This is a genomic window from Streptomyces sp. NBC_01689 (genome assembly GCF_036250675.1).
GTDB lineage: Bacteria > Actinomycetota > Actinomycetes > Streptomycetales > Streptomycetaceae > Streptomyces.
Map to the genome: position 1 here is coordinate 5,325,594 of NZ_CP109592.1, position 16,762 is coordinate 5,342,355.

The following is a 16,762-nucleotide window of genomic DNA, read 5'->3' on the forward strand; positions in this document are numbered from 1 at the left end:
GAATCGCTACAGGACCGTGATCCCCGTATGACGGATATCACGGACATCGCACCCCGATCGCGGCCTCCGGCCAGGCACTTCACGCCCGCCCGTCGCCCGCGCGGAGGCCGCTCGGGGCGGCGCGGGGGCAGGAGAGGGGTCAGGCGAGAGGGGCCGCCGTGTGGGACTCGGCGTCGGTGCGGGCAAGGCTGCGGGCCCGGCGGGCGGGGCCTCTCCAGCCGCAGGAGCAGCGGGCCACGCAGAAGCGGCCCTGCTCGACGGTGATGGTCCGGTGCTCTCCGGCGAATGCGATGTCGTCCTGCTGCGCCACGTCAACAACGTTACCCAGGGCAAGCAAACGGAATCGCCCCCGCGTGACGGGCGTCCCTACCCGTCGTTAACCGGTACGACAGGAGGCCCGGGACGGACCGGCTGGGGGTCGGCGGACGATGGTGGCGCAGCAGGGCAGGCGGACGGAGACGCGCGTTCTCGCGGTCGCGGTGGCGGGGCTCATGTGCTGCGTCGCCGGATGTTCGGCCGGCCGCGCCGGTGCCGAGGACGCGCGTCCCGCCGCCGTGGGGACCCGCTCCGGCGCCGTCTCCGCCGGGGTGCTGCACCGCGCGGCCGCGGCCCTGGAGCGGGCCGGCAGCGCGAGGGCGCGTACGTCGATGGAGATGGCCACCGGCGGGACCCGTGTCACCATCCGGGGCGAGGGGGTCTACGACTTCCGGAAGCGGTCGGGGCGGCTCACGGTGGAGCTGCCGCAGGACCCGGCCGGAGCCGAGGAGCACCGGCCGATCACCGAACTCCTCGCTCCGGGAGCCCTGTTCATGAAGAACCGGGGCGCGGGTGTGCCGGCCGACAAGTGGGTGCGCGTCGAGACGGCCACGCTCACGGACGGGAATCTGGTGACGGGCGGGGCCACCGACCCGTTCGCGGCGGCCGAGTTGCTGCGCGGGGCGCGGACGGCGACGTACGTGGGCCGGACGGAGGTGGCGGGCGTCCCGGTGACGCACTATCGCGGGATCGCCGACCTGGACCTCGCCGCGCGGAGCGCGTCGGAGGGGAACCGGGAGGCGCTGCGGGCGGCGGCGAAAGGGTTCGCCACTGCGGAGGTGCCGTTCGACGTCTACCTCGACGACGAGGGACGGATCCGCGAGCTGCGGAACCGGTTCAGCTTCGTGGGCGGTCAGCACCGGGGCAGCGTCGCGGTCGTCTCGACGACCCGGCTGGACGACTTCGGGGTTCCGGCGCCCGTACGTCTTCCCGAGCCCGCGGACATCTTCGCGGGGAAGATCGCGGAGCCGTAGGGTGCGGAGGCCCGCGCGGACGAAGGGCGTGGTGGAGGGTGTGGGACGGGCCCGCGGGGTCCGGGCCGAGGGCGGCGCGGGGGCGGTGCGGGAGCGCGGTGCGCCCGCGCGGGAGGCATGGGGTGCGGCGGGGGTGGGGGCTGGAAATGGCCCTTCCGTGCCATGCGCGGTGTGTAGACCGCTCCCTACTCTAGGAAGTCGGTGACGGCAGAAAGAGGTGACGCGCGTGGCTCCGGTCGGCGGTACGGCAGTTCAGGACCACGTGGCCCTCGCCGAGATCGAGCTGTGCGGCGATCTGATCATCGCGGCGTCGGCCGCCGACGAGGACCGGCTCAGCCTGGAGAGCATCGACGAGGTGCTGAAAGTGGCCGAAGAACGCGCGCGGGAGGGCGGCGCGGGGGAGTAGGCCGGGCGGCAGCAGGTCGGGCGGGCGGAGTCGGGGCGGGCGGCACCGGCCGGAGTCTGTCGGGACGGTGGGTGGGCGCGGGACGCCGGCCGGGTTCCGTCTGACGGTGGGGTGCGGGGCACCGGCCGGGTTCTGTCGCGACGGTGTGATGCGGGGCACGGGCCGGTTTGTGTCGGGACGGTGGGGCGCGGGACGCCGGCCGGGTTCCGTCTGACGGTGGGGTGCGGGGCACCGGCCGGGTGGTGTCGTGGCCCGGTGGCGCGTGCGGGGTGGGTGCGGTTCCGTCGTGACGACGCGGTGCGGGGGAGCGGTGTGCGGTCGGGCGTCCGCGCCGGACCGCTCGGTCCGGGCGGCAGGCCCTACGTGCGCAGCAGCCGGCCGATCGCCTTCGTCGCCTCCTCGACCTTCGCGTCGATCTCGTCGCCGCCCTTGAGCGCCGCGTCCGCGACGCAGTGGCGCAGGTGCTCCTCCAGGAGCTGCAGGGCGAAGGACTGCAGGGCCTTGGTGGAGGCGGAGACCTGCGTGAGTATGTCGATGCAGTAGACGTCCTCGTCGACCATCCGCTGCAGGCCGCGGATCTGCCCCTCGATCCGGCGCAGCCGCTTGAGGTGCTCGTCCTTCTGCTTGTGGTAGCCGTGGACACCGCGGTCGTGGTCGGTCACGACCGGCTCCGCGGTCGCCCGCGGGTCACCGGAGGGGGCCGGCGCGCCGGCCTCGGTGGTCGTCATCGCGTCCTCCTGCTGATCCCGCCGGAAAGGTCGGCTACATATACCCCTGGTAGGTATATGGTATCGAACTTCGTTGGGTATAGGGCCCTTGCCCGACGGCGGGACCGGACCCTGTGCTGATCACTGTGCCTCATGGGCGACACTGGGGGACGGCCGGTTAGCCGTGGCCGGATGATGCGCCTAGCATCAGCCTGACCGAAACAAAAGGACCCCGAGGACCTCACGTGCGATTTCGTCTGACCCCCAGGGAGACGAGCTTCTACGACATGTTCTCCGCATCAGCGGACAACATCGTCACGGGCTCGAAACTCCTGATGGAACTGCTCGGGGCCGACGCCTCCGCCCGGGCCGAGATCGCAGAACGGATGCGGGCAGCGGAGCACGCCGGTGACGATGCGACGCACGCGATCTTCCACCAGTTGAACTCCTCCTTCATCACGCCCTTCGACCGCGAGGACATCTACAACCTGGCCTCGTCCCTCGACGACATCATGGACTTCATGGAGGAGGCCGTCGACCTGGTCGTGCTGTACCAGGTCGAGGAGCTCCCCAAGGGCGTGGAGCAGCAGATCGAGGTGCTGGCGCGGGCGGCCGAGCTGACCGCCGAGGCGATGCCGAACCTGCGGACCATGGACAACCTCACGGAGTACTGGATCGAGGTCAACCGTCTCGAGAACCAGGCCGACCAGATCCACCGCAAGCTGCTCGCCCAGCTCTTCAACGGCAAGTACGACGCCATCGAGGTCCTGAAGCTCAAGCAGATCGTGGACGTGCTGGAAGAAGCGGCCGACGCGTTCGAACATGTGGCGAACACGGTGGAGACCATCGCCGTCAAGGAGTCCTGAGGCTTCGTGGACACCTTTGCGCTGGTCGTGACCATCCTGGTCGCGCTCGGATTCACGTACACGAACGGCTTCCACGATTCGGCGAACGCCATCGCCACGTCGGTGTCCACCCGGGCGCTGACCCCCAGGGCCGCGCTCGCCATGGCCGCGGTGATGAACCTCGCGGGCGCGTTCCTCGGCAGCGGGGTCGCGCACACCGTGAGCAGTGGCCTGATCTCGACGCCCGAGGGGTCGAAGGGGATGGGCATCCTCTTCGCCGCGCTCATCGGAGCCATCGTCTGGAACCTGGTCACCTGGTACTTCGGTCTTCCGTCGTCCTCGTCGCACGCGTTGTTCGGTGGGCTCGTGGGGGCGGCGCTCGCGGGCGGTACGACCGTCCTGTGGTCCGGTGTCCTGGACAAGGTCATCATCCCGATGTTCCTGTCGCCGGTCGTCGGTCTGATCGGCGGCTATCTGGTGATGTGCGCGATCATGTGGCTGTTCCGGCGGGCCAACCCGCACAAGGCCAAGAGGGGTTTCCGGATAGCCCAGACGGTTTCCGCGGCCGGTATGGCGCTCGGGCACGGTCTGCAGGACGCGCAGAAGACGATGGGGATCGTCGTGATGGCGCTCGTCATCGGTGACGTCCAGGGTGCCGACGATCCGATTCCGGTGTGGGTGAAGATCTCCTGCGCCGTGATGCTGTCCCTCGGTACGTACGCGGGTGGGTGGCGGATCATGCGGACGCTGGGGCGGAAGATCATCGAGCTCGATCCGCCGCAGGGGTTCGCCGCGGAGACGACCGGGGCGTCGATCATGTTCGCGACGGCGTTCCTGTTCAAGGCGCCGATCTCGACGACGCATGTCATCACGTCCGCGATCATGGGTGTGGGGGCGACCAAGCGGGTGAACGCCGTGCGGTGGGGTGTCGCCAAGAACATCGTGCTGGGGTGGTTCATCACCATGCCGGCGGCGGCGGTGGTGGCCGCGGTGAGTTTCTGGGTCGTGGATCTGGCGTTTCTGTAGGGAGTGCGTCGGAGGTTCGCGAGGGGGTTCTCTCGCCCCCGCCGCCCCTACCCGACCCATCCCCGGGGCTCCGCCCCGGACCCCGCCGAGGGGCTCTGCCTCCTGGACCCCCGATCGCCCGAAGGGCTCGTCCTCAATCGCCGGACGGGCTGGGGTGTCGGGCTCTGTCTCAAGTGCCCCGGGCTGAGTGCCCGCGTATCGAACACCGGCCCCGGCCTCGCGTGCCGAACCGGGGAATCGCGCACCGGCTCCGGCCTCGCCTTCCGGCCGTGGAATCCCGCGTCGGCCGGCAGCCGACCTCCGTTGACCTGCGGACCTCTCCACCTGTCCGTAAGGAGCCCGCACGCCAGGCCGCAGCCTGCGCCGGAGGGGAAATGGAGGGGCCCGCCCCCGGGAGCCAGGGGCGGGCCCTTCTCGTCCTCGCGGTGGCACCGCCATGCAGCACCGCGAGGGGTTCTTGTGGGAGCGGCTCAGCCGAAGCGGCCCGAGATGTAGTCCTCGGTGGCCTGGACCGACGGGTTGGAGAAGATGCGCTCCGTGTCGTCGATCTCGATGAGGCGGCCCGGCTGGCCCACCGCGGCCAGGTTGAAGAACGCGGTGCGGTCGGAGACGCGCGCGGCCTGCTGCATGTTGTGCGTCACGATGACGATCGTGAAGCGCTCCTTCAGCTCACCGATCAGGTCCTCGATGGCGAGGGTGGAGATCGGGTCCAGGGCCGAGCACGGCTCGTCCATGAGGAGGACCTGCGGCTCCACCGCGATCGCCCGCGCGATGCACAGACGCTGCTGCTGGCCGCCGGACAGGCCCGAGCCGGGCTTGTTCAGGCGGTCCTTGACCTCGTTCCAGAGGTTCGCGCCCTTGAGGGACTTCTCGACGATGTCGCCCAGCTCGGACTTGCGGTAGTTGCCGTTGAGCTTGAGGCCCGCCGCCACGTTGTCGAAGATCGACATGGTGGGGAAGGGGTTGGGACGCTGGAAGACCATGCCGATCGTGCGGCGCACGGCGACCGGGTCGACACCCTGGCCGTACAGGTCCTCGTCGTCCAGCAGGACCTTGCCCTCGACGCGGCCGCCGGGGGTGACCTCGTGCATCCGGTTGAGGGTGCGCAGGAAGGTCGACTTGCCGCAGCCGGAGGGGCCGATGAAGGCCGTCACCGAGCGGGGCTCGACCGTCATCGAGATGTCTTCGATCGCCTTGTGGGCGCTGTAGTAAGCGGTCAGGCCGCTCACGTCGATTCGCTTGGCCATGTCAATCACTGCTTCTTTCGCAAGGGTTCGGGTCGCTGATCGGCCGCGTCAGCGGCCCGTCTTGGGGGCCTTCCAGCGTGCGATGGCACGCGCGCCCATGTTGAGGATCATGACGAAGAGGATGAGCGCCAGTGCTGCCGCCCAGGCCCGGTCGGTGGCCACGTCGGTTCCCGCGCTGTACTGACGGTAGATGTACAGCGGGAGCGAGGCCTGCGGACCGGAGAACGGGTTGTTGTTGATGAAGTTGGTGCCCCACACCAACAGCAGCACGGGAGCGGTCTCACCGGTGATACGCGCGATGGCGAGCATCACACCCGTCGTGATTCCGCCGATGGACGTCGGCAGGACCACCTTGAGGATGGTGCGCCACTTCGGGACACCGAGGGCGAGGGAGGCCTCGCGCAGCTCGTTCGGGACGAGCTTCAGCATCTCCTCGGTGGAGCGGACCACCACGGGCATCATCAGGATCGACAGGGCGAGCGCACCGGCGAAGCCGGAGTAGCCCATGTCCAGGATCAGGATCCAGAAGCTGAGAATGAACAGACCGGCGACGATCGACGGGACACCCGTCATGACGTCGACGAAGAAGGTGACCGCCCTGGCGAGCTTGCCGCGTCCGTACTCGACGAGGTAGATCGCGGTGAGCACACCGATCGGCACGGCGATCAGCGTCGCGATGCCCACCTGCTCCAGGGTGCCGAGGAGCGCGTGGTAGATGCCGCCACCGGGCTCGTTGTCGGCGACCACACCCATGGAGTGGCCCAGGAAGTAGGGGTCGAAGGACTTCACACCCCGCTTGACGGTCTCCCAGATCAGGGAGGCCAGCGGGACGACGGCGAGGAGGAAGCAGACCCACACCAGGTTGGTGGCGATGCGGTCCTTGGCCTGACGGCGGCCCTCGACGCGCGTGGCGATGACGTAGGTGCCGAGCAGGAAGAGGATCGCGGCGATCAGGCCCCACTGGACCTTGCTGTCCAGGCCGCCTGCCAGGCCGATGCCCACGGCCACGACGACGGCGCCCGCGGCGATGGCCCAGGAGGACCACTTGGGGAGGTTGCCGCCGCGAAGCGTGCTGGTGCGCTTGTGGGTGGCGGGTGCGGTGCTCATGCGTTGGCCCCCGAGTACTCCTTGCGGCGGTTGATGATGATGCGTGCGCCGCCGTTGACCAGCAGGGTGATGACGAACAGGACGAGACCCGAGGCGATCAGGGCGTCCTGGCCGAACGGGGTGGCCTCGTTGAACTTGCTCGCGATGTTCTGCGCGAACGTGCCGCCGCCCGGGTCGAGCAGGCTGGCGTTGATCTCGAAGGTCGGGGAGAGGACCGTGGCGACGGCCATCGTCTCGCCGAGCGCGCGGCCGAGGCCCAGCATCGAGGCGGAGATCACGCCGGAGCGGCCGAAGGGCAGCACCGACATGCGGATGACCTCCCAGCGGGTGGCTCCGAGGGCCAGCGCGGCCTCCTGGTGCATCTGCGGCGCCTGGCGGAAGACCTCACGGCTCACGTTCGTGATGATCGGAATGATCATGATCGCGAGGAGGATGCCGACGGCGAGCATCGAGCGGGGCGCTCCGCCCTGCCACTCGAAGATGCCGGTCCAGCCGAAGTAGTGGTCGAGCCAGCCGAACAGGCCGTTCAGATGCGGTACGAGGACGATGGCGCCCCAGAGGCCGTACACGATCGAGGGGACGGCGGCCAGCAGGTCGATCACGTACGCGATGGGTCCGCCGAGCTTGCGCGGCGCGTAGTGCGTGATGAACAGGGCGATGCCGACCGAGACCGGGACCGCGAGGGCCATGGCGATGATCGCGGAGACCACCGTGCCGAAGGCCAGCACCGCGATGCCGAAGCTCGCCGGTTCGAGGTTGGTGTTCCACTCGAACGTGGTGAGGAAGTTGCCGTGGTCCTTGCTGATCGCGTTCGCGGCGCGATAGGTGAGGAAGGCCGCGATGGCGGCCATGATCACCAGGAGCAGGATGCCGGACCCGCGGGAGAGGCCGATGAAGACCCGGTCTCCGGTGGGGGAGGCGCCCTGGTCGGCGATCTTCGTGCCGACGGCGGAAGTCTGTGGGGTGGGAGGTGGTGCTTCGGTGTTCTGCGTCGTTATGTCCATCAGGATTCTCCGGTCTGCGGAACCGTAAGGGGTGGCGGCTCCAGGCGGCGGTGCACCGGACGGTGCGGCCCGCCTCGGCGAGGCGGGCCGCACACTCAGGTCAGCTCAGGTTCGAGACGGCGGCGCGAACCTTGGTGATGATCTCGGCGGGGATCGGCGCGTACTGCGCGTCGGTCAGAAGCTTCTGACCGTCCTCGCTCGCGATGTAGTTGAGGAAGGCCTTCGTGGCGGGCAGGGTGTCCGCCTTGTTGCCCTTCTCGCAGACGATCTCGTAGGTGACCAGGGTGAGCGGGTAGGCGCCCTCCTCGGTCGGCTTGTAGTTCAGGCCGAGGGACAGGTCGTTGCCGGTGCCCTTGACCTCGGCGGTGGCGATGGCCTTGGTGGCGTTCTCGACGCTGGCCTTGACCGGGGTGGCGGCGTCCGTCTTGAGGTCCACGGTGCTGATGCCGTCAGCGGCGTAGGAGAGCTCGAAGTAGGAGATCGCGCCGGCGGTCTGCTTCACCTGCTGGGCGAGACCGGAGGAACCCTGAGCGGACTGGCCGCCCTTGGCCTGCCACGCCTTGCCGCCGGAGTAGTTCCAGTCGGACGGGGCGACGGCCTTCAGGTACTTGGTGAAGTTGTCCGTGGTGCCGGACTCGTCCGAGCGGTGGAACGCCTGGATCTTGGTGCTGGGCAGCTTCGCGGTGGTGTTCAGCTTCGCGATCGCCGGGTCGTTCCACTTGGTGATCTTGCCGTCGAAGATCTTGGCGATGGTGGACGCGTCGAGGACGAGGCCGTCCACGCCCGGCAGGTTGTAACCGATCGCGATCGGGCCGCCGACCATCGGGAGGTCGATGGCCGGGTTGCCGCCACAGGCCTTCGCGGCCGCGGAGACCTCTTCGGGCTTCAGCGGGGAGTCCGAACCGGCGAACGCGGTCTGGCCCTGCGTGAACGCCGTCACACCGGCACCCGAACCGGTCGGGTTGTAGTTGATCTGGACGCCGGAGCAGGCCTGGGTGAACTGCTTCACCCACGCGTCGATGGCGTTCTTCTGCGCGGAGGATCCGGAGGCCTGCAGCTGGCCCTTGGCGTCGTCGCACTTGATGGCGCTGCTGTTGCTGGTGGCGGCGGAGGTCGCCTTGTCGCCACCGCTCTTGCTGCCGGTGTCGTCCGAGCCGCACGCCGTGAGGGCCAGGGCGCCGGAGACGGCGACGGCACCGAGCGAGAGGGCGCGAAGCCGGTTCTTGCGCTGAAGCTTCACTTTTCGGGAGTTCCTTCCAGGAGCCGCCGTCGAGTGGCGGCGTGCGAAGTCGGTGGTAGGCGGAGGTCGTGTCCCGGGGCCTGCCCGGGACGCGGTCCGCACCGCGTAAGGCCGAAATTAGGCAGAACAGGTGAAGGCGCCGATGGCCATAAGTGAACGGAGGGTGAACCCCTGCGGACGGTGCGGTGAGGTCACGGAACGCTTACGCCGAGGACACAGGGCGGTTTCCGACAACTCGGGTCGCATGGGTAACTCCAGGCAACCGGGCGCAATCATTCAGGTTTCGCGGCGGGGCGGTGGGACGGCGGGCGCGCGCATGCGGAGCGACGGTCCCGGTGCTCAGGGGCGCGGTCGCGCGTGCCGGCCCCACCACGGCCCGCGTACCCGGCCCGCACGGAGACCTGCGTACGGGGACGTCCGTACGGGGGCGTCTGCACGGAGGCGTCCGCACCGGCCTACGCCAGGTGCAGCGAGTGCAGCAGGGCGTCGACCAGGTCGCGGTCCCTGGGCTGGGTCAGGCGGTGCCGGGCCGCGGTGGGCGGGAGCCACAGGACGCGGTCGACCTCGCTGTTCGGCCGGAAGCAGCCGTCCGCCGCCTCGGCCGCCCAGTAGCGGACCTCTTTGGCGCGCCCGCCGACGAGATACCCGAGGGTGGGCAGGTCCGCGCCCGGCACCGCGGTGTACCCCGTCTCCTCCTCGACCTCCCGCAGCGCGCCCGCCAGGGCGTCCTCGGCGCGCTTGAGCTTGCCCTTCGGATGCGACCAGTCGTCGTACTTCGGCCGGTGGACCAGACAGACCTCGAGCTCGCCGTCCACGGGCGAGCGGCGCCACAGGACGCAGCCCGCCGCCCGGATGATGTCGGTGCCGCCGGTCATGGGGCCTCCCTCAGGGGGTGCGTACGGCTTCCTTCTGCCAGCTCTGCTGGAACGCGAAGCGGGCCGCCTCCACCTCGTGCCGCTGGTCCGCGTGGAGCACGCCGAGCGCGTACGCGGTCGCCGGGGCGATACGGGGGGTGCGGGCCGCCGACGCCGCGGCCGCGGCCGCCTCCGCCGCGTCCCGGTGCCGGTCGAGGGCCTGTCCCGCGCCGAGCAGCCGTGCGTCGGAGGGGACGCCCTCCTGGTGCAGGCACTCGCGCGCGTAGCGGTGCAGCCGCAGCAGCAGCCGGACCTGGTGCCAGGGCGCGTCCTGGGGATGGGGAGCGGCGTCCGCGGAGAGGCCGTGCACGAGAGCCTCCGCGTTGTACGGATGGCCCGCGGTGAGCAGGGGCAGCGCGGCGACCGCGTCGACGAGCCGGTCCTGCGCGGCGGACGCGAGCGGGCGCAGGTCGGCGGCGGTGGCCGCCGTGGTGAGCGGCACCTCGCTCGCGAGCACGGCGACGCTGTCCGCGACGGCGTGGAAGCGGGAGGAGCCCAGCGCCTGGAGTGCCGCCGAGTGCGCCCGGGTGCGGGCCAGGGTCAGCTGGCGGTCGAGCAGCGCGCCCGCCTTCGCCGCACCGATCGTCAGATGGCCCTTGGCCGGGACGTCGGCGCCGCCGGCGGCCTGGGTGGGGAATCCGGTCGGACCCGAGAGCCGGTTCAGCGCGCCGAGCAGCCGCTCCAGCCGCGCCGCGTAGGCGTGCTCGCGGGCCAGCGTGCCCGACAGCCAGGCGAGTTCGGGACGCATCCCCTCCGACCAGTCCGGGTCGAGGAGAGGCCGGAAGGTGTGCAGGGTGCCGCTGATGCGGCGGGCCGAGCGGCGCAGGGCACGCGCCGCGTCGACCGACTCCGACGAGCCGCCCGCCGCGGCGCCGGTCTCCCGGTGCTGCCGCAGCGAGCGGAGGAACTCCGTGGCCTGGTCCCGCAGATAGCCCGCGAGGACCTCGCCGACGGGCGTACCGCCCTGCTCACGGGTCTCCCGCCGGTCGGGCGGTGCCGCGAGCCGGGGTGGGGACCCGGCCGTGGGGTCGGTGGGGTCAAGGTGTCGCTGTGCCACGCCGGCGCCTCCGGGCGTCTATGAGCATCTCCTGGACGTTCCGCAGCGGTTGGCCATCCTGGTCGGTCGCGTGCCGGGTCCATTCGCCGTCCGGGCCCAGGTGCCAGGAGGCGGTGGTGTCCGACATCCCGGTCTCGAACAGCCGGCTGAGGGCTGCCCGGTGGGCCGGGTCGGTGATCCTGACGAGGGCCTCGATCCGCCGGTCGAGGTTGCGGTGCATCATGTCGGCGCTGCCGATCCACACCTCGGGTTCGCCGCCGTTGCCGAACGCGAAGACCCGTGAGTGTTCCAGGAAGCGGCCGAGCACGGACCGGACCCGTATGTTTTCGGACAGGCCGGTGACGCCGGGCCGGACCGCGCAGATGCCACGCACCCACACGTCGACGGGGACCCCGGCCTGGGACGCGCGGTACAGCGCGTCGATGATCGCCTCGTCCACCATCGAGTTGCACTTGATGCGGACGTAGGCGGGCCGTCCGGCGTTGTGGTGCTGGACTTCCTTGTTGATCCGCGCGATCAGGCCGTCGCGCAGGGACTTGGGGGCGACCAGGAGCCGGCGGTAGGTCTCGCGGCGGGAGTAGCCGGAGAGCCGGTTGAAGAGGTCGGAGAGGTCCGCGCCGACCTGCGGGTCGGCGGTGAGCAGTCCGAGGTCCTCGTACAGCCGGGCGGTCTTGGGGTGGTAGTTGCCCGTGCCGACGTGGCTGTAGCGGCGCAGGGTGTCGCCCTCCTGCCGGACCACCAGCGACAGCTTGCAGTGGGTCTTCAGCCCGACGAGCCCGTACACGACGTGGCAGCCGGACTCCTCCAGCTTCCTGGCCCACTTGATGTTGGCCTGTTCGTCGAAGCGTGCCTTGATCTCGACGAGGACGAGGACCTGCTTGCCGGACTCGGCGGCGTCTATCAGCGCGTCGACGATGGGCGAGTCGCCCGACGTCCGGTACAGCGTCTGCTTGATCGCCAGAACGTCCGGGTCGCTCGCCGCCTGCTCCAGGAAGGCCTGGACGGAGGTGGAGAACGAGTCGTACGGGTGGTGCAGCAGGACGTCGCGCTCGCGCAGGGCGGCGAAGATGTCGGGCGCGGACGCCGACTCGACCTCCGCGAGGTCGCGGTGGGTGCCCGCGATGAACTTCGGGTACTTCAGCTCGGGCCGGTCGAGGGCGCCGATGCCGAACAGGCCGGTGAGGTCCAGCGGGCCCGGCAGCGGGTACACCTCGGCCTCGGAGATCTTCAGTTCCCGTACCAACAGGTCGAGGACGTACCGGTCGATGGACTCCTCGACCTCCAGGCGCACCGGCGGCCCGAAGCGGCGCCGCATGAGCTCCTTCTCCAGCGCCTGGAGCAGGTTCTCGGTGTCGTCCTCCTCGACCTCGAGGTCCTCGTTGCGGGTGAGGCGGAAGGTGTGGTGCTCCAGCACCTCCATGCCCGGGAAGAGCTCCTCCAGGTGTGCCGCGATCACGTCCTCGATGGGGACGTAGCGGTCCGGGGAGGCCTCCAGGAAGCGGGAGAGCAGCGGCGGGACCTTGACGCGCGCGAAGTGGCGGTGGCCGCTCACCGGGTTGCGCACCACCACGGCCAGGTTCAGGGACAGGCCGGAGATGTACGGGAAGGGGTGCGCGGGGTCGACGGCCAGCGGGGTGAGGACCGGGAAGATCTGGTGCCGGAAGAGCGTGAAGAGGCGGGCCTGCTCCTTCTCGGTGAGCTCGCTCCAGCGGACCAGGTGGATGCCCTCCTCCGCGAGCGCGGGGGCGACGTCCTCCTGGTAGCAGGCCGCGTGCCGGGCCATGAGCTCGCGCGAGCGGGCCCAGATCATCTCCAGGACCTCGCGCGGCTGCAGGCCGGAGGCGGACTTGGTGGCGACGCCGGTCGCGATGCGGCGCTTGAGGCCGGCCACCCGGACCATGAAGAACTCGTCCAGGTTGCTGGCGAAGATCGCCAGGAACTTGGCCCGTTCGAGGAGCGGTGTGCTCGGGTCCTCGGCGAGTTCCAGGACGCGTTCGTTGAACGCCAGCCAGCTGCGTTCCCGGTCCAGGAACCGGCCCTGCGGGAGCTGGATGCCGTCCTGCACCGTGTCCTCGTACGCGTCGAGGTCGGCGTCGAGGTCGGGCTCCAGGTCGGAGACGTTGGCGGCGACGGTGTGCGGCCGGTGCGCGGCGATGGAACCGACGGACGGCTGCGGGTGCTGGACCTGTGCCTGGGCGCTGGGCTGGTTCATGGACCCATTCTTCCGCGCCGGACGGGAGACCGGCGCGTCGGAGCGGGCGGGCGGCAGCGCGGCGAGGCGGATGACGGCTCCGCGGCTCGCGGCGTCGTCCGGCCGGAGGTGTCCCCGGCGGGGCACGGACCCGGGTTCGTCCGCCGTCGACGGCTGGGGCTCGTTCTCCGGTGGAGGCGAAGGCTCTGGCACGGCGGGCTTCATTGGCTGAGCGTCGCAAGCCCGTCTGAATCGATGGTTACGGCGACATGACGTGCGGGATATCGGGGGGCGGCTCCCGGACGTCCACCTCCGCGAGGGCCGCGTACGCCCCCGCGGCCTTCGCGGGGGCGTACGGACAGGTCGTACGGGAGTTCCCGCCCCGTTGCCGTCGTGCGGGCCGGGCGGGGTCTACGCGGTGCGGCGGCGCAGCAGCCCGAAGGCGGCCGCGGTGGCCGCGCCGGCGACGGCGAGGACGATGCCGGTCTCCACCAGATGGAGGGGCCAGAAGTGGGAGCGCGGGTGGTAGACCGAGTAGTGCCCGGTGATCCCGTGGTCGGCGGCGCAGCGCCTGATCCGGGCGGCCGTGCCGAGGCAGTGCCCGTAGTCGGGGTCCGCGATCCGGCGCCCGTGGACGAGCACCCCGCCCTCCAGCTGCCACGCGCCGTGCGGCGGCGGAACCTCGGTGGCGCCGGTCCGGGTGACCTTGGGCCACAGGTCGGCGCGGAGGCCCGCCAGGGTCCGGCTGAGCAGCAGCATCACCGCGAGGGTGGTGCCAAGGGCGGGCAGCGTGCGGCCGAGCAGCAGGCCGGCGAGGGCGCCGACGGCCAGCGCGCACAGGGCGTAGGCGAGGGTCGCGGGGCCCAGGGCGACGAAGGTGCTGACGTCGCTCCAGCCGTTGTCCAGCCGGTCCGGGTGGTTCGACCAGGTCCAGCGGAACATCGGTACGAGCACCGCGCAGCCGAGGGTGAGGACCAGCGCGGGCACGGCGAGCTTGGCGGTCAGCCAGCGCACCGGGGACACCGACTGGGTCCAGGCGAGCCGTGCGGTGCCCGACTCCAGTTCACGGGCGACCAGGGCGGCGCCCGCCCAGGCGGCCACGGCGTAGAAACAGCAGCACAGGACGACGGCGGCCCAGCGGACGGTGGTGCCGTAGTCGTCGGTGGCGGTGAGGAAGCAGGTGTCGTGGTGCGCGCAGTAGGCAAGCTCCGCCCGGGCCTTGTCGGCCTCGATCCCGACCGCCCACCCCAGGAGCCCGGCGACGGCGGCCACGAAGGCGCCCCACAGGGCCAGCGCCGGGCGGTGCACGCGCAGGACGGTCCAGGGGAGTCCGTCGACGGCGTTCACCGGCGGCCCTCCTCGGGGGTGGGGCCGGTCTGCCGGGTCAGCAGCCGGAAGGCGGCGAGGACGGCGAGCGCGGCGAGGGCGAGGACGATCCCGGTCGCGACCCACTGGAGGGGCCAGTAGTGGGAGTACGGGTGGGAGTCGTTGTAGAAACTGACGGCGTGCAGTCTCGTGTACAGCTCGCGGCACTCGGTACTGAGGTCGCTGCCGCAGTACGGGTTGGCGAGCCGGCCTCCGGTGGAGGTGAGGAGGCCTTCGTCGACGGTGAGGCCGAGGCCCGTGGGGCCGTTGTGGCGCAGGCTGCTGACGGTCCGCACGGAGGGCCACAGGTGCGGTACGGCCAGGGCGGTGCCGACGCGGACGGCGGCCGTGCAGAGCACCGAGAGGGCGAGGGCGGCCAGCGAGCGGCGCAGCGCGAGGCCGGTCAGCGCGCCGACGGCCAGCCCGAACAGGGCGAAGGCGACGGTGGTCGGGCCGTTGGCGTGGAAGACGAGGACGTCGGTCCAGTCCTTGGCGGTGTCGATCCGGCCCTGGCTGCGGCGCCAGGTCCGCTGGTGCAGCAGGACCAGCAGGCTCGTCCCGGCGGTGACGAGCACGGCCGGGAGGGCCAGCTTGACCGTGAGCCAGCGGGCCGGGGAGACGGACTGGGTCCAGGAGAGCTGTGCGGTGCCGGTCTCCATCTCGCGGCCGGTCAGCGACGCGCCCGCCCACGCGGCGACGAGGAACGGGACGAAGGTCACCGCGAGGGTGGCGTACTGGGAGACGGACTTGTAGGTGAGGATCGCGTCCTGGTCGTAGGCGCAGGAGGCCTCACGGCAGCGGTCGTACTGCCGCCACGCGGTGGCCGCCGCGTCCATCGCCGGGCCGTGCAGCCACAGCAGCAGGGCCGTGAGGACCACGAACAGGCCGGCTCCGGCGTACAGGGCCGGGCGGTGCAGCCGCAGCAGCGTGCGGACCAGGCCGCGGGTGGCGGACGGGCGGCGGACGGGGGGCGCCGGGGTGCCGGCGGTGGCGAGGGCGGTCATGCGGCGGGCTCCTGGGCGCGGGCGGGGGTGAGGATCAGCGCGGGGGCCGCGGGGTTGCGCAGATGGGCGAGGACCAGTTCCTCCAGGGAGGGCGTGGTGGCTCCGGCGTCGGCGGGGTACGGGCCCTGAGGGCGGATCAGGGCGGTCTGCTGGCGTCCGGTGGTGCGGGATTCGACCACGGTGTGCGGGGCGAGCTCGCGGACCGGGCCGGTGGTCAGGGTGTGCGCGGCCAGCAGGTCGTCCAGGTCGCCCGCCAGCCGGACCCGGCCGTCGCCTATCAGCAGCAGGTAGTCGCAGGAGCCCTCCAGCTCGGCGACGACGTGCGAGGACATCACGACGGTCGTCCCGTGCTCGGCGGCCTCGGCCATCAGGGTGCCCATCAGTTCGTGCCGGGCGAGCGGGTCGAGGTCGGCCATCGGCTCGTCCAGGAGCAGGAGTTCGGGGCGCTTGCCGAGGGCGAGGGCGAGGGCCACCCGGGTGCGCTGGCCGCCGGAGAGCGCACGGATCCTCTTCTTCGGGTCGAGGCCGCCGACCTCGTACGCGATCCGTCCGGCGACCCGGGGGTCCCAGCGGGCGGGGTTGAGTTCCTGGCCCAGGCGCAGGGTCTGGTCCACGGTGAGCTGCGGGTAGAGCGGCTTGTCCTGGGCGACGTACGCGACGCGCTCGCGGGCGGCGGCCGGGTGGGCGCCGAGCACGGTGAGGGTGCCCTCGGTGGGGGCGAGCAGGCCGGCCGTGTGGGACAGCAGGGTCGACTTGCCCGCGCCGTTGGGGCCGACGACGGCGCAGACGCGTCCCGCGGGGAGCCGGAAGGAGCAGTCGCGCAGTGCCCAGCTCCCGCGTCGGCCGAAGCGCTTGCCGAGCCCGGCCGCCTCGATGGCGGAGTTGCTCATTCCTGGTCTCCCTTTGCCTGTTCCTGAGTGAAGCGGTCGTCGAGGGCGGAGGTGAAGAGCGCCGCCATGTCGTCCCGGCCGAGCCCCGCCGCGTGGGCCCGCGTCATCCAGGCGTCCAGTTCGGCGCGCAGGGGCGAGTCGGCCGGGGTGGTGGTGCCGAGCGAGCGGCGTACGAAGGTGCCGAGGCCGCGTCTGGCCTCGACCAGGCCCTCGCGCTCCAGCTCGCGGTAGGCCTTGAGGACGGTGTTCGGGTTGATCGCGGTGGCTTCCACGACCTCGCGGGCCGTGGGCAGCTTGTCGCCGGGTTCGAGCAGCCCGAGTCGCAGGGCCTGTTTGGTCTGCTGGACGATCTGGACGTACGTGGCGACACCGCTGCGCCGGTCGATGCGGTACTCCACCACGCGGCAACCACCCTTTCACTAATTGAGTAGTGAAAGGGTGGTGCAAGAGGGGGTCGTGAGTCAAGTGCG

General features: G+C 71.1%; 17 protein-coding genes. 4 read left to right on the forward strand and 13 right to left on the reverse strand.

Going from position 1 to position 16,762, the window contains the following annotated elements:
* Nucleotides 1-139 precede the first annotated feature (139 nt).
* Nucleotides 140-310 carry a hypothetical protein gene (locus OG776_RS22635; protein ID WP_187285604.1) on the reverse strand — a complete coding sequence of 57 codons (171 nt, stop codon included), beginning with the start codon at nt 308-310 and terminating at the stop codon, nt 140-142.
* A gap of 118 nt (nt 311-428) precedes the next feature.
* On the opposite strand from OG776_RS22635, the gene OG776_RS22640 reads away from it, so the two are divergent.
* Both OG776_RS22640 and OG776_RS22645 read left to right on the forward strand, forming a co-directional pair.
* Nucleotides 429-1,289 carry a hypothetical protein gene (locus OG776_RS22640; protein ID WP_329322455.1) on the forward strand — a complete coding sequence of 287 codons (861 nt, stop codon included), beginning with the start codon at nt 429-431 and terminating at the stop codon, nt 1,287-1,289.
* Nucleotides 1,290-1,506: 217 nt separating this feature from the next.
* Entirely contained in the window at nt 1,507-1,695 is a 189-nt protein-coding gene (locus OG776_RS22645) for a hypothetical protein (RefSeq protein WP_329322456.1), read from the forward strand.
* Between the two features lie 359 nt (nt 1,696-2,054).
* Here the strand turns inward: OG776_RS22645 and OG776_RS22650 are convergent, their stop codons facing one another.
* On the reverse strand, nt 2,055-2,423 hold the full coding sequence (locus OG776_RS22650) for a metal-sensitive transcriptional regulator (RefSeq protein ID WP_329322457.1): 369 nt from the start codon (nt 2,421-2,423) through the stop codon (nt 2,055-2,057).
* A 224-nt stretch (nt 2,424-2,647) separates the two neighbouring features.
* On the opposite strand from OG776_RS22650, the gene OG776_RS22655 reads away from it, so the two are divergent.
* Entirely contained in the window at nt 2,648-3,268 is a 621-nt protein-coding gene (locus tag OG776_RS22655) for a DUF47 domain-containing protein (protein WP_148009124.1), read from the forward strand.
* Nucleotides 3,269-3,274: 6 nt separating this feature from the next.
* Nucleotides 3,275-4,273, forward strand: coding sequence for an inorganic phosphate transporter (locus OG776_RS22660; protein WP_148009123.1), 999 nt, complete (start codon nt 3,275-3,277; stop codon nt 4,271-4,273).
* A gap of 470 nt (nt 4,274-4,743) precedes the next feature.
* Here the strand turns inward: OG776_RS22660 and pstB are convergent, their stop codons facing one another.
* The 11 genes from pstB to OG776_RS22715 all read right to left on the reverse strand — a co-directional run bounded on the left by pstB (nt 4,744) and on the right by OG776_RS22715 (nt 16,693).
* A complete protein-coding gene (pstB, locus tag OG776_RS22665; RefSeq protein ID WP_148009122.1) occupies nt 4,744-5,520 on the reverse strand; it encodes a phosphate ABC transporter ATP-binding protein PstB in 777 nt (258 codons plus the stop codon).
* A 48-nt stretch (nt 5,521-5,568) separates the two neighbouring features.
* Nucleotides 5,569-6,627, reverse strand: coding sequence for a phosphate ABC transporter permease PstA (pstA, locus tag OG776_RS22670; protein WP_329322458.1), 1,059 nt, complete (start codon nt 6,625-6,627; stop codon nt 5,569-5,571).
* Nucleotides 6,624-7,631 (reverse strand): phosphate ABC transporter permease subunit PstC, encoded by a 1,008-nt coding sequence (gene pstC / locus OG776_RS22675; RefSeq protein WP_148009120.1) that lies wholly within the window; start codon nt 7,629-7,631, stop codon nt 6,624-6,626. Before pstC ends, pstA begins: the two co-directional genes overlap by 4 nt.
* A gap of 100 nt (nt 7,632-7,731) precedes the next feature.
* The gene (gene pstS / locus OG776_RS22680) at nt 7,732-8,871 is read right to left on the reverse strand and encodes a phosphate ABC transporter substrate-binding protein PstS (protein WP_148009119.1); all 1,140 of its coding nucleotides are present in this window, start codon (nt 8,869-8,871) and stop codon (nt 7,732-7,734) included.
* A gap of 455 nt (nt 8,872-9,326) precedes the next feature.
* The gene (locus tag OG776_RS22685) at nt 9,327-9,746 is read right to left on the reverse strand and encodes an NUDIX hydrolase (RefSeq protein WP_148009118.1); all 420 of its coding nucleotides are present in this window, start codon (nt 9,744-9,746) and stop codon (nt 9,327-9,329) included.
* Nucleotides 9,747-9,756: 10 nt separating this feature from the next.
* Nucleotides 9,757-10,842, reverse strand: a complete 1,086-nt coding sequence (locus OG776_RS22690) for a CHAD domain-containing protein (RefSeq protein ID WP_148009117.1) — start codon at nt 10,840-10,842, stop codon at nt 9,757-9,759.
* Nucleotides 10,823-13,054, reverse strand: a complete 2,232-nt coding sequence (locus OG776_RS22695) for an RNA degradosome polyphosphate kinase (protein ID WP_187285603.1) — start codon at nt 13,052-13,054, stop codon at nt 10,823-10,825. The genes OG776_RS22690 and OG776_RS22695 overlap by 20 nt, the downstream gene beginning before the upstream one ends.
* A 390-nt stretch (nt 13,055-13,444) precedes the next feature.
* Nucleotides 13,445-14,380, reverse strand: a complete 936-nt coding sequence (locus tag OG776_RS22700) for a hypothetical protein (RefSeq protein ID WP_329322459.1) — start codon at nt 14,378-14,380, stop codon at nt 13,445-13,447.
* A complete protein-coding gene (locus tag OG776_RS22705; protein WP_329322460.1) occupies nt 14,377-15,402 on the reverse strand; it encodes an ABC transporter permease in 1,026 nt (341 codons plus the stop codon). The genes OG776_RS22700 and OG776_RS22705 overlap by 4 nt, the downstream gene beginning before the upstream one ends.
* On the reverse strand, nt 15,399-16,292 hold the full coding sequence (locus OG776_RS22710; RefSeq protein WP_329322461.1) for an ABC transporter ATP-binding protein: 894 nt from the start codon (nt 16,290-16,292) through the stop codon (nt 15,399-15,401). Before OG776_RS22710 ends, OG776_RS22705 begins: the two co-directional genes overlap by 4 nt.
* On the reverse strand, nt 16,289-16,693 hold the full coding sequence (locus tag OG776_RS22715) for a GntR family transcriptional regulator (RefSeq protein ID WP_148009113.1): 405 nt from the start codon (nt 16,691-16,693) through the stop codon (nt 16,289-16,291). Before OG776_RS22715 ends, OG776_RS22710 begins: the two co-directional genes overlap by 4 nt.
* Between the last annotated feature and the right edge of the window lie 69 nt (nt 16,694-16,762).

Coding starts and splice junctions, on each gene's coding strand:
- OG776_RS22640 (WP_329322455.1), top strand. CDS start 429: ATGGTGGCGCAGCAGGGCAGGCGGACGGAGACGCGCGTTCTCGCGGTC.
- OG776_RS22650 (WP_329322457.1), bottom strand. CDS start 2,423: ATGACGACCACCGAGGCCGGCGCGCCGGCCCCCTCCGGTGACCCGCGG.
- pstB (WP_148009122.1), bottom strand. CDS start 5,520: ATGGCCAAGCGAATCGACGTGAGCGGCCTGACCGCTTACTACAGCGCC.
- pstA (WP_329322458.1), bottom strand. CDS start 6,627: ATGAGCACCGCACCCGCCACCCACAAGCGCACCAGCACGCTTCGCGGC.
- pstC (WP_148009120.1), bottom strand. CDS start 7,631: ATGGACATAACGACGCAGAACACCGAAGCACCACCTCCCACCCCACAG.
- OG776_RS22685 (WP_148009118.1), bottom strand. CDS start 9,746: ATGACCGGCGGCACCGACATCATCCGGGCGGCGGGCTGCGTCCTGTGG.
- OG776_RS22695 (WP_187285603.1), bottom strand. CDS start 13,054: ATGAACCAGCCCAGCGCCCAGGCACAGGTCCAGCACCCGCAGCCGTCC.
- OG776_RS22705 (WP_329322460.1), bottom strand. CDS start 15,402: ATGACCGCCCTCGCCACCGCCGGCACCCCGGCGCCCCCCGTCCGCCGC.
- OG776_RS22710 (WP_329322461.1), bottom strand. CDS start 16,292: ATGAGCAACTCCGCCATCGAGGCGGCCGGGCTCGGCAAGCGCTTCGGC.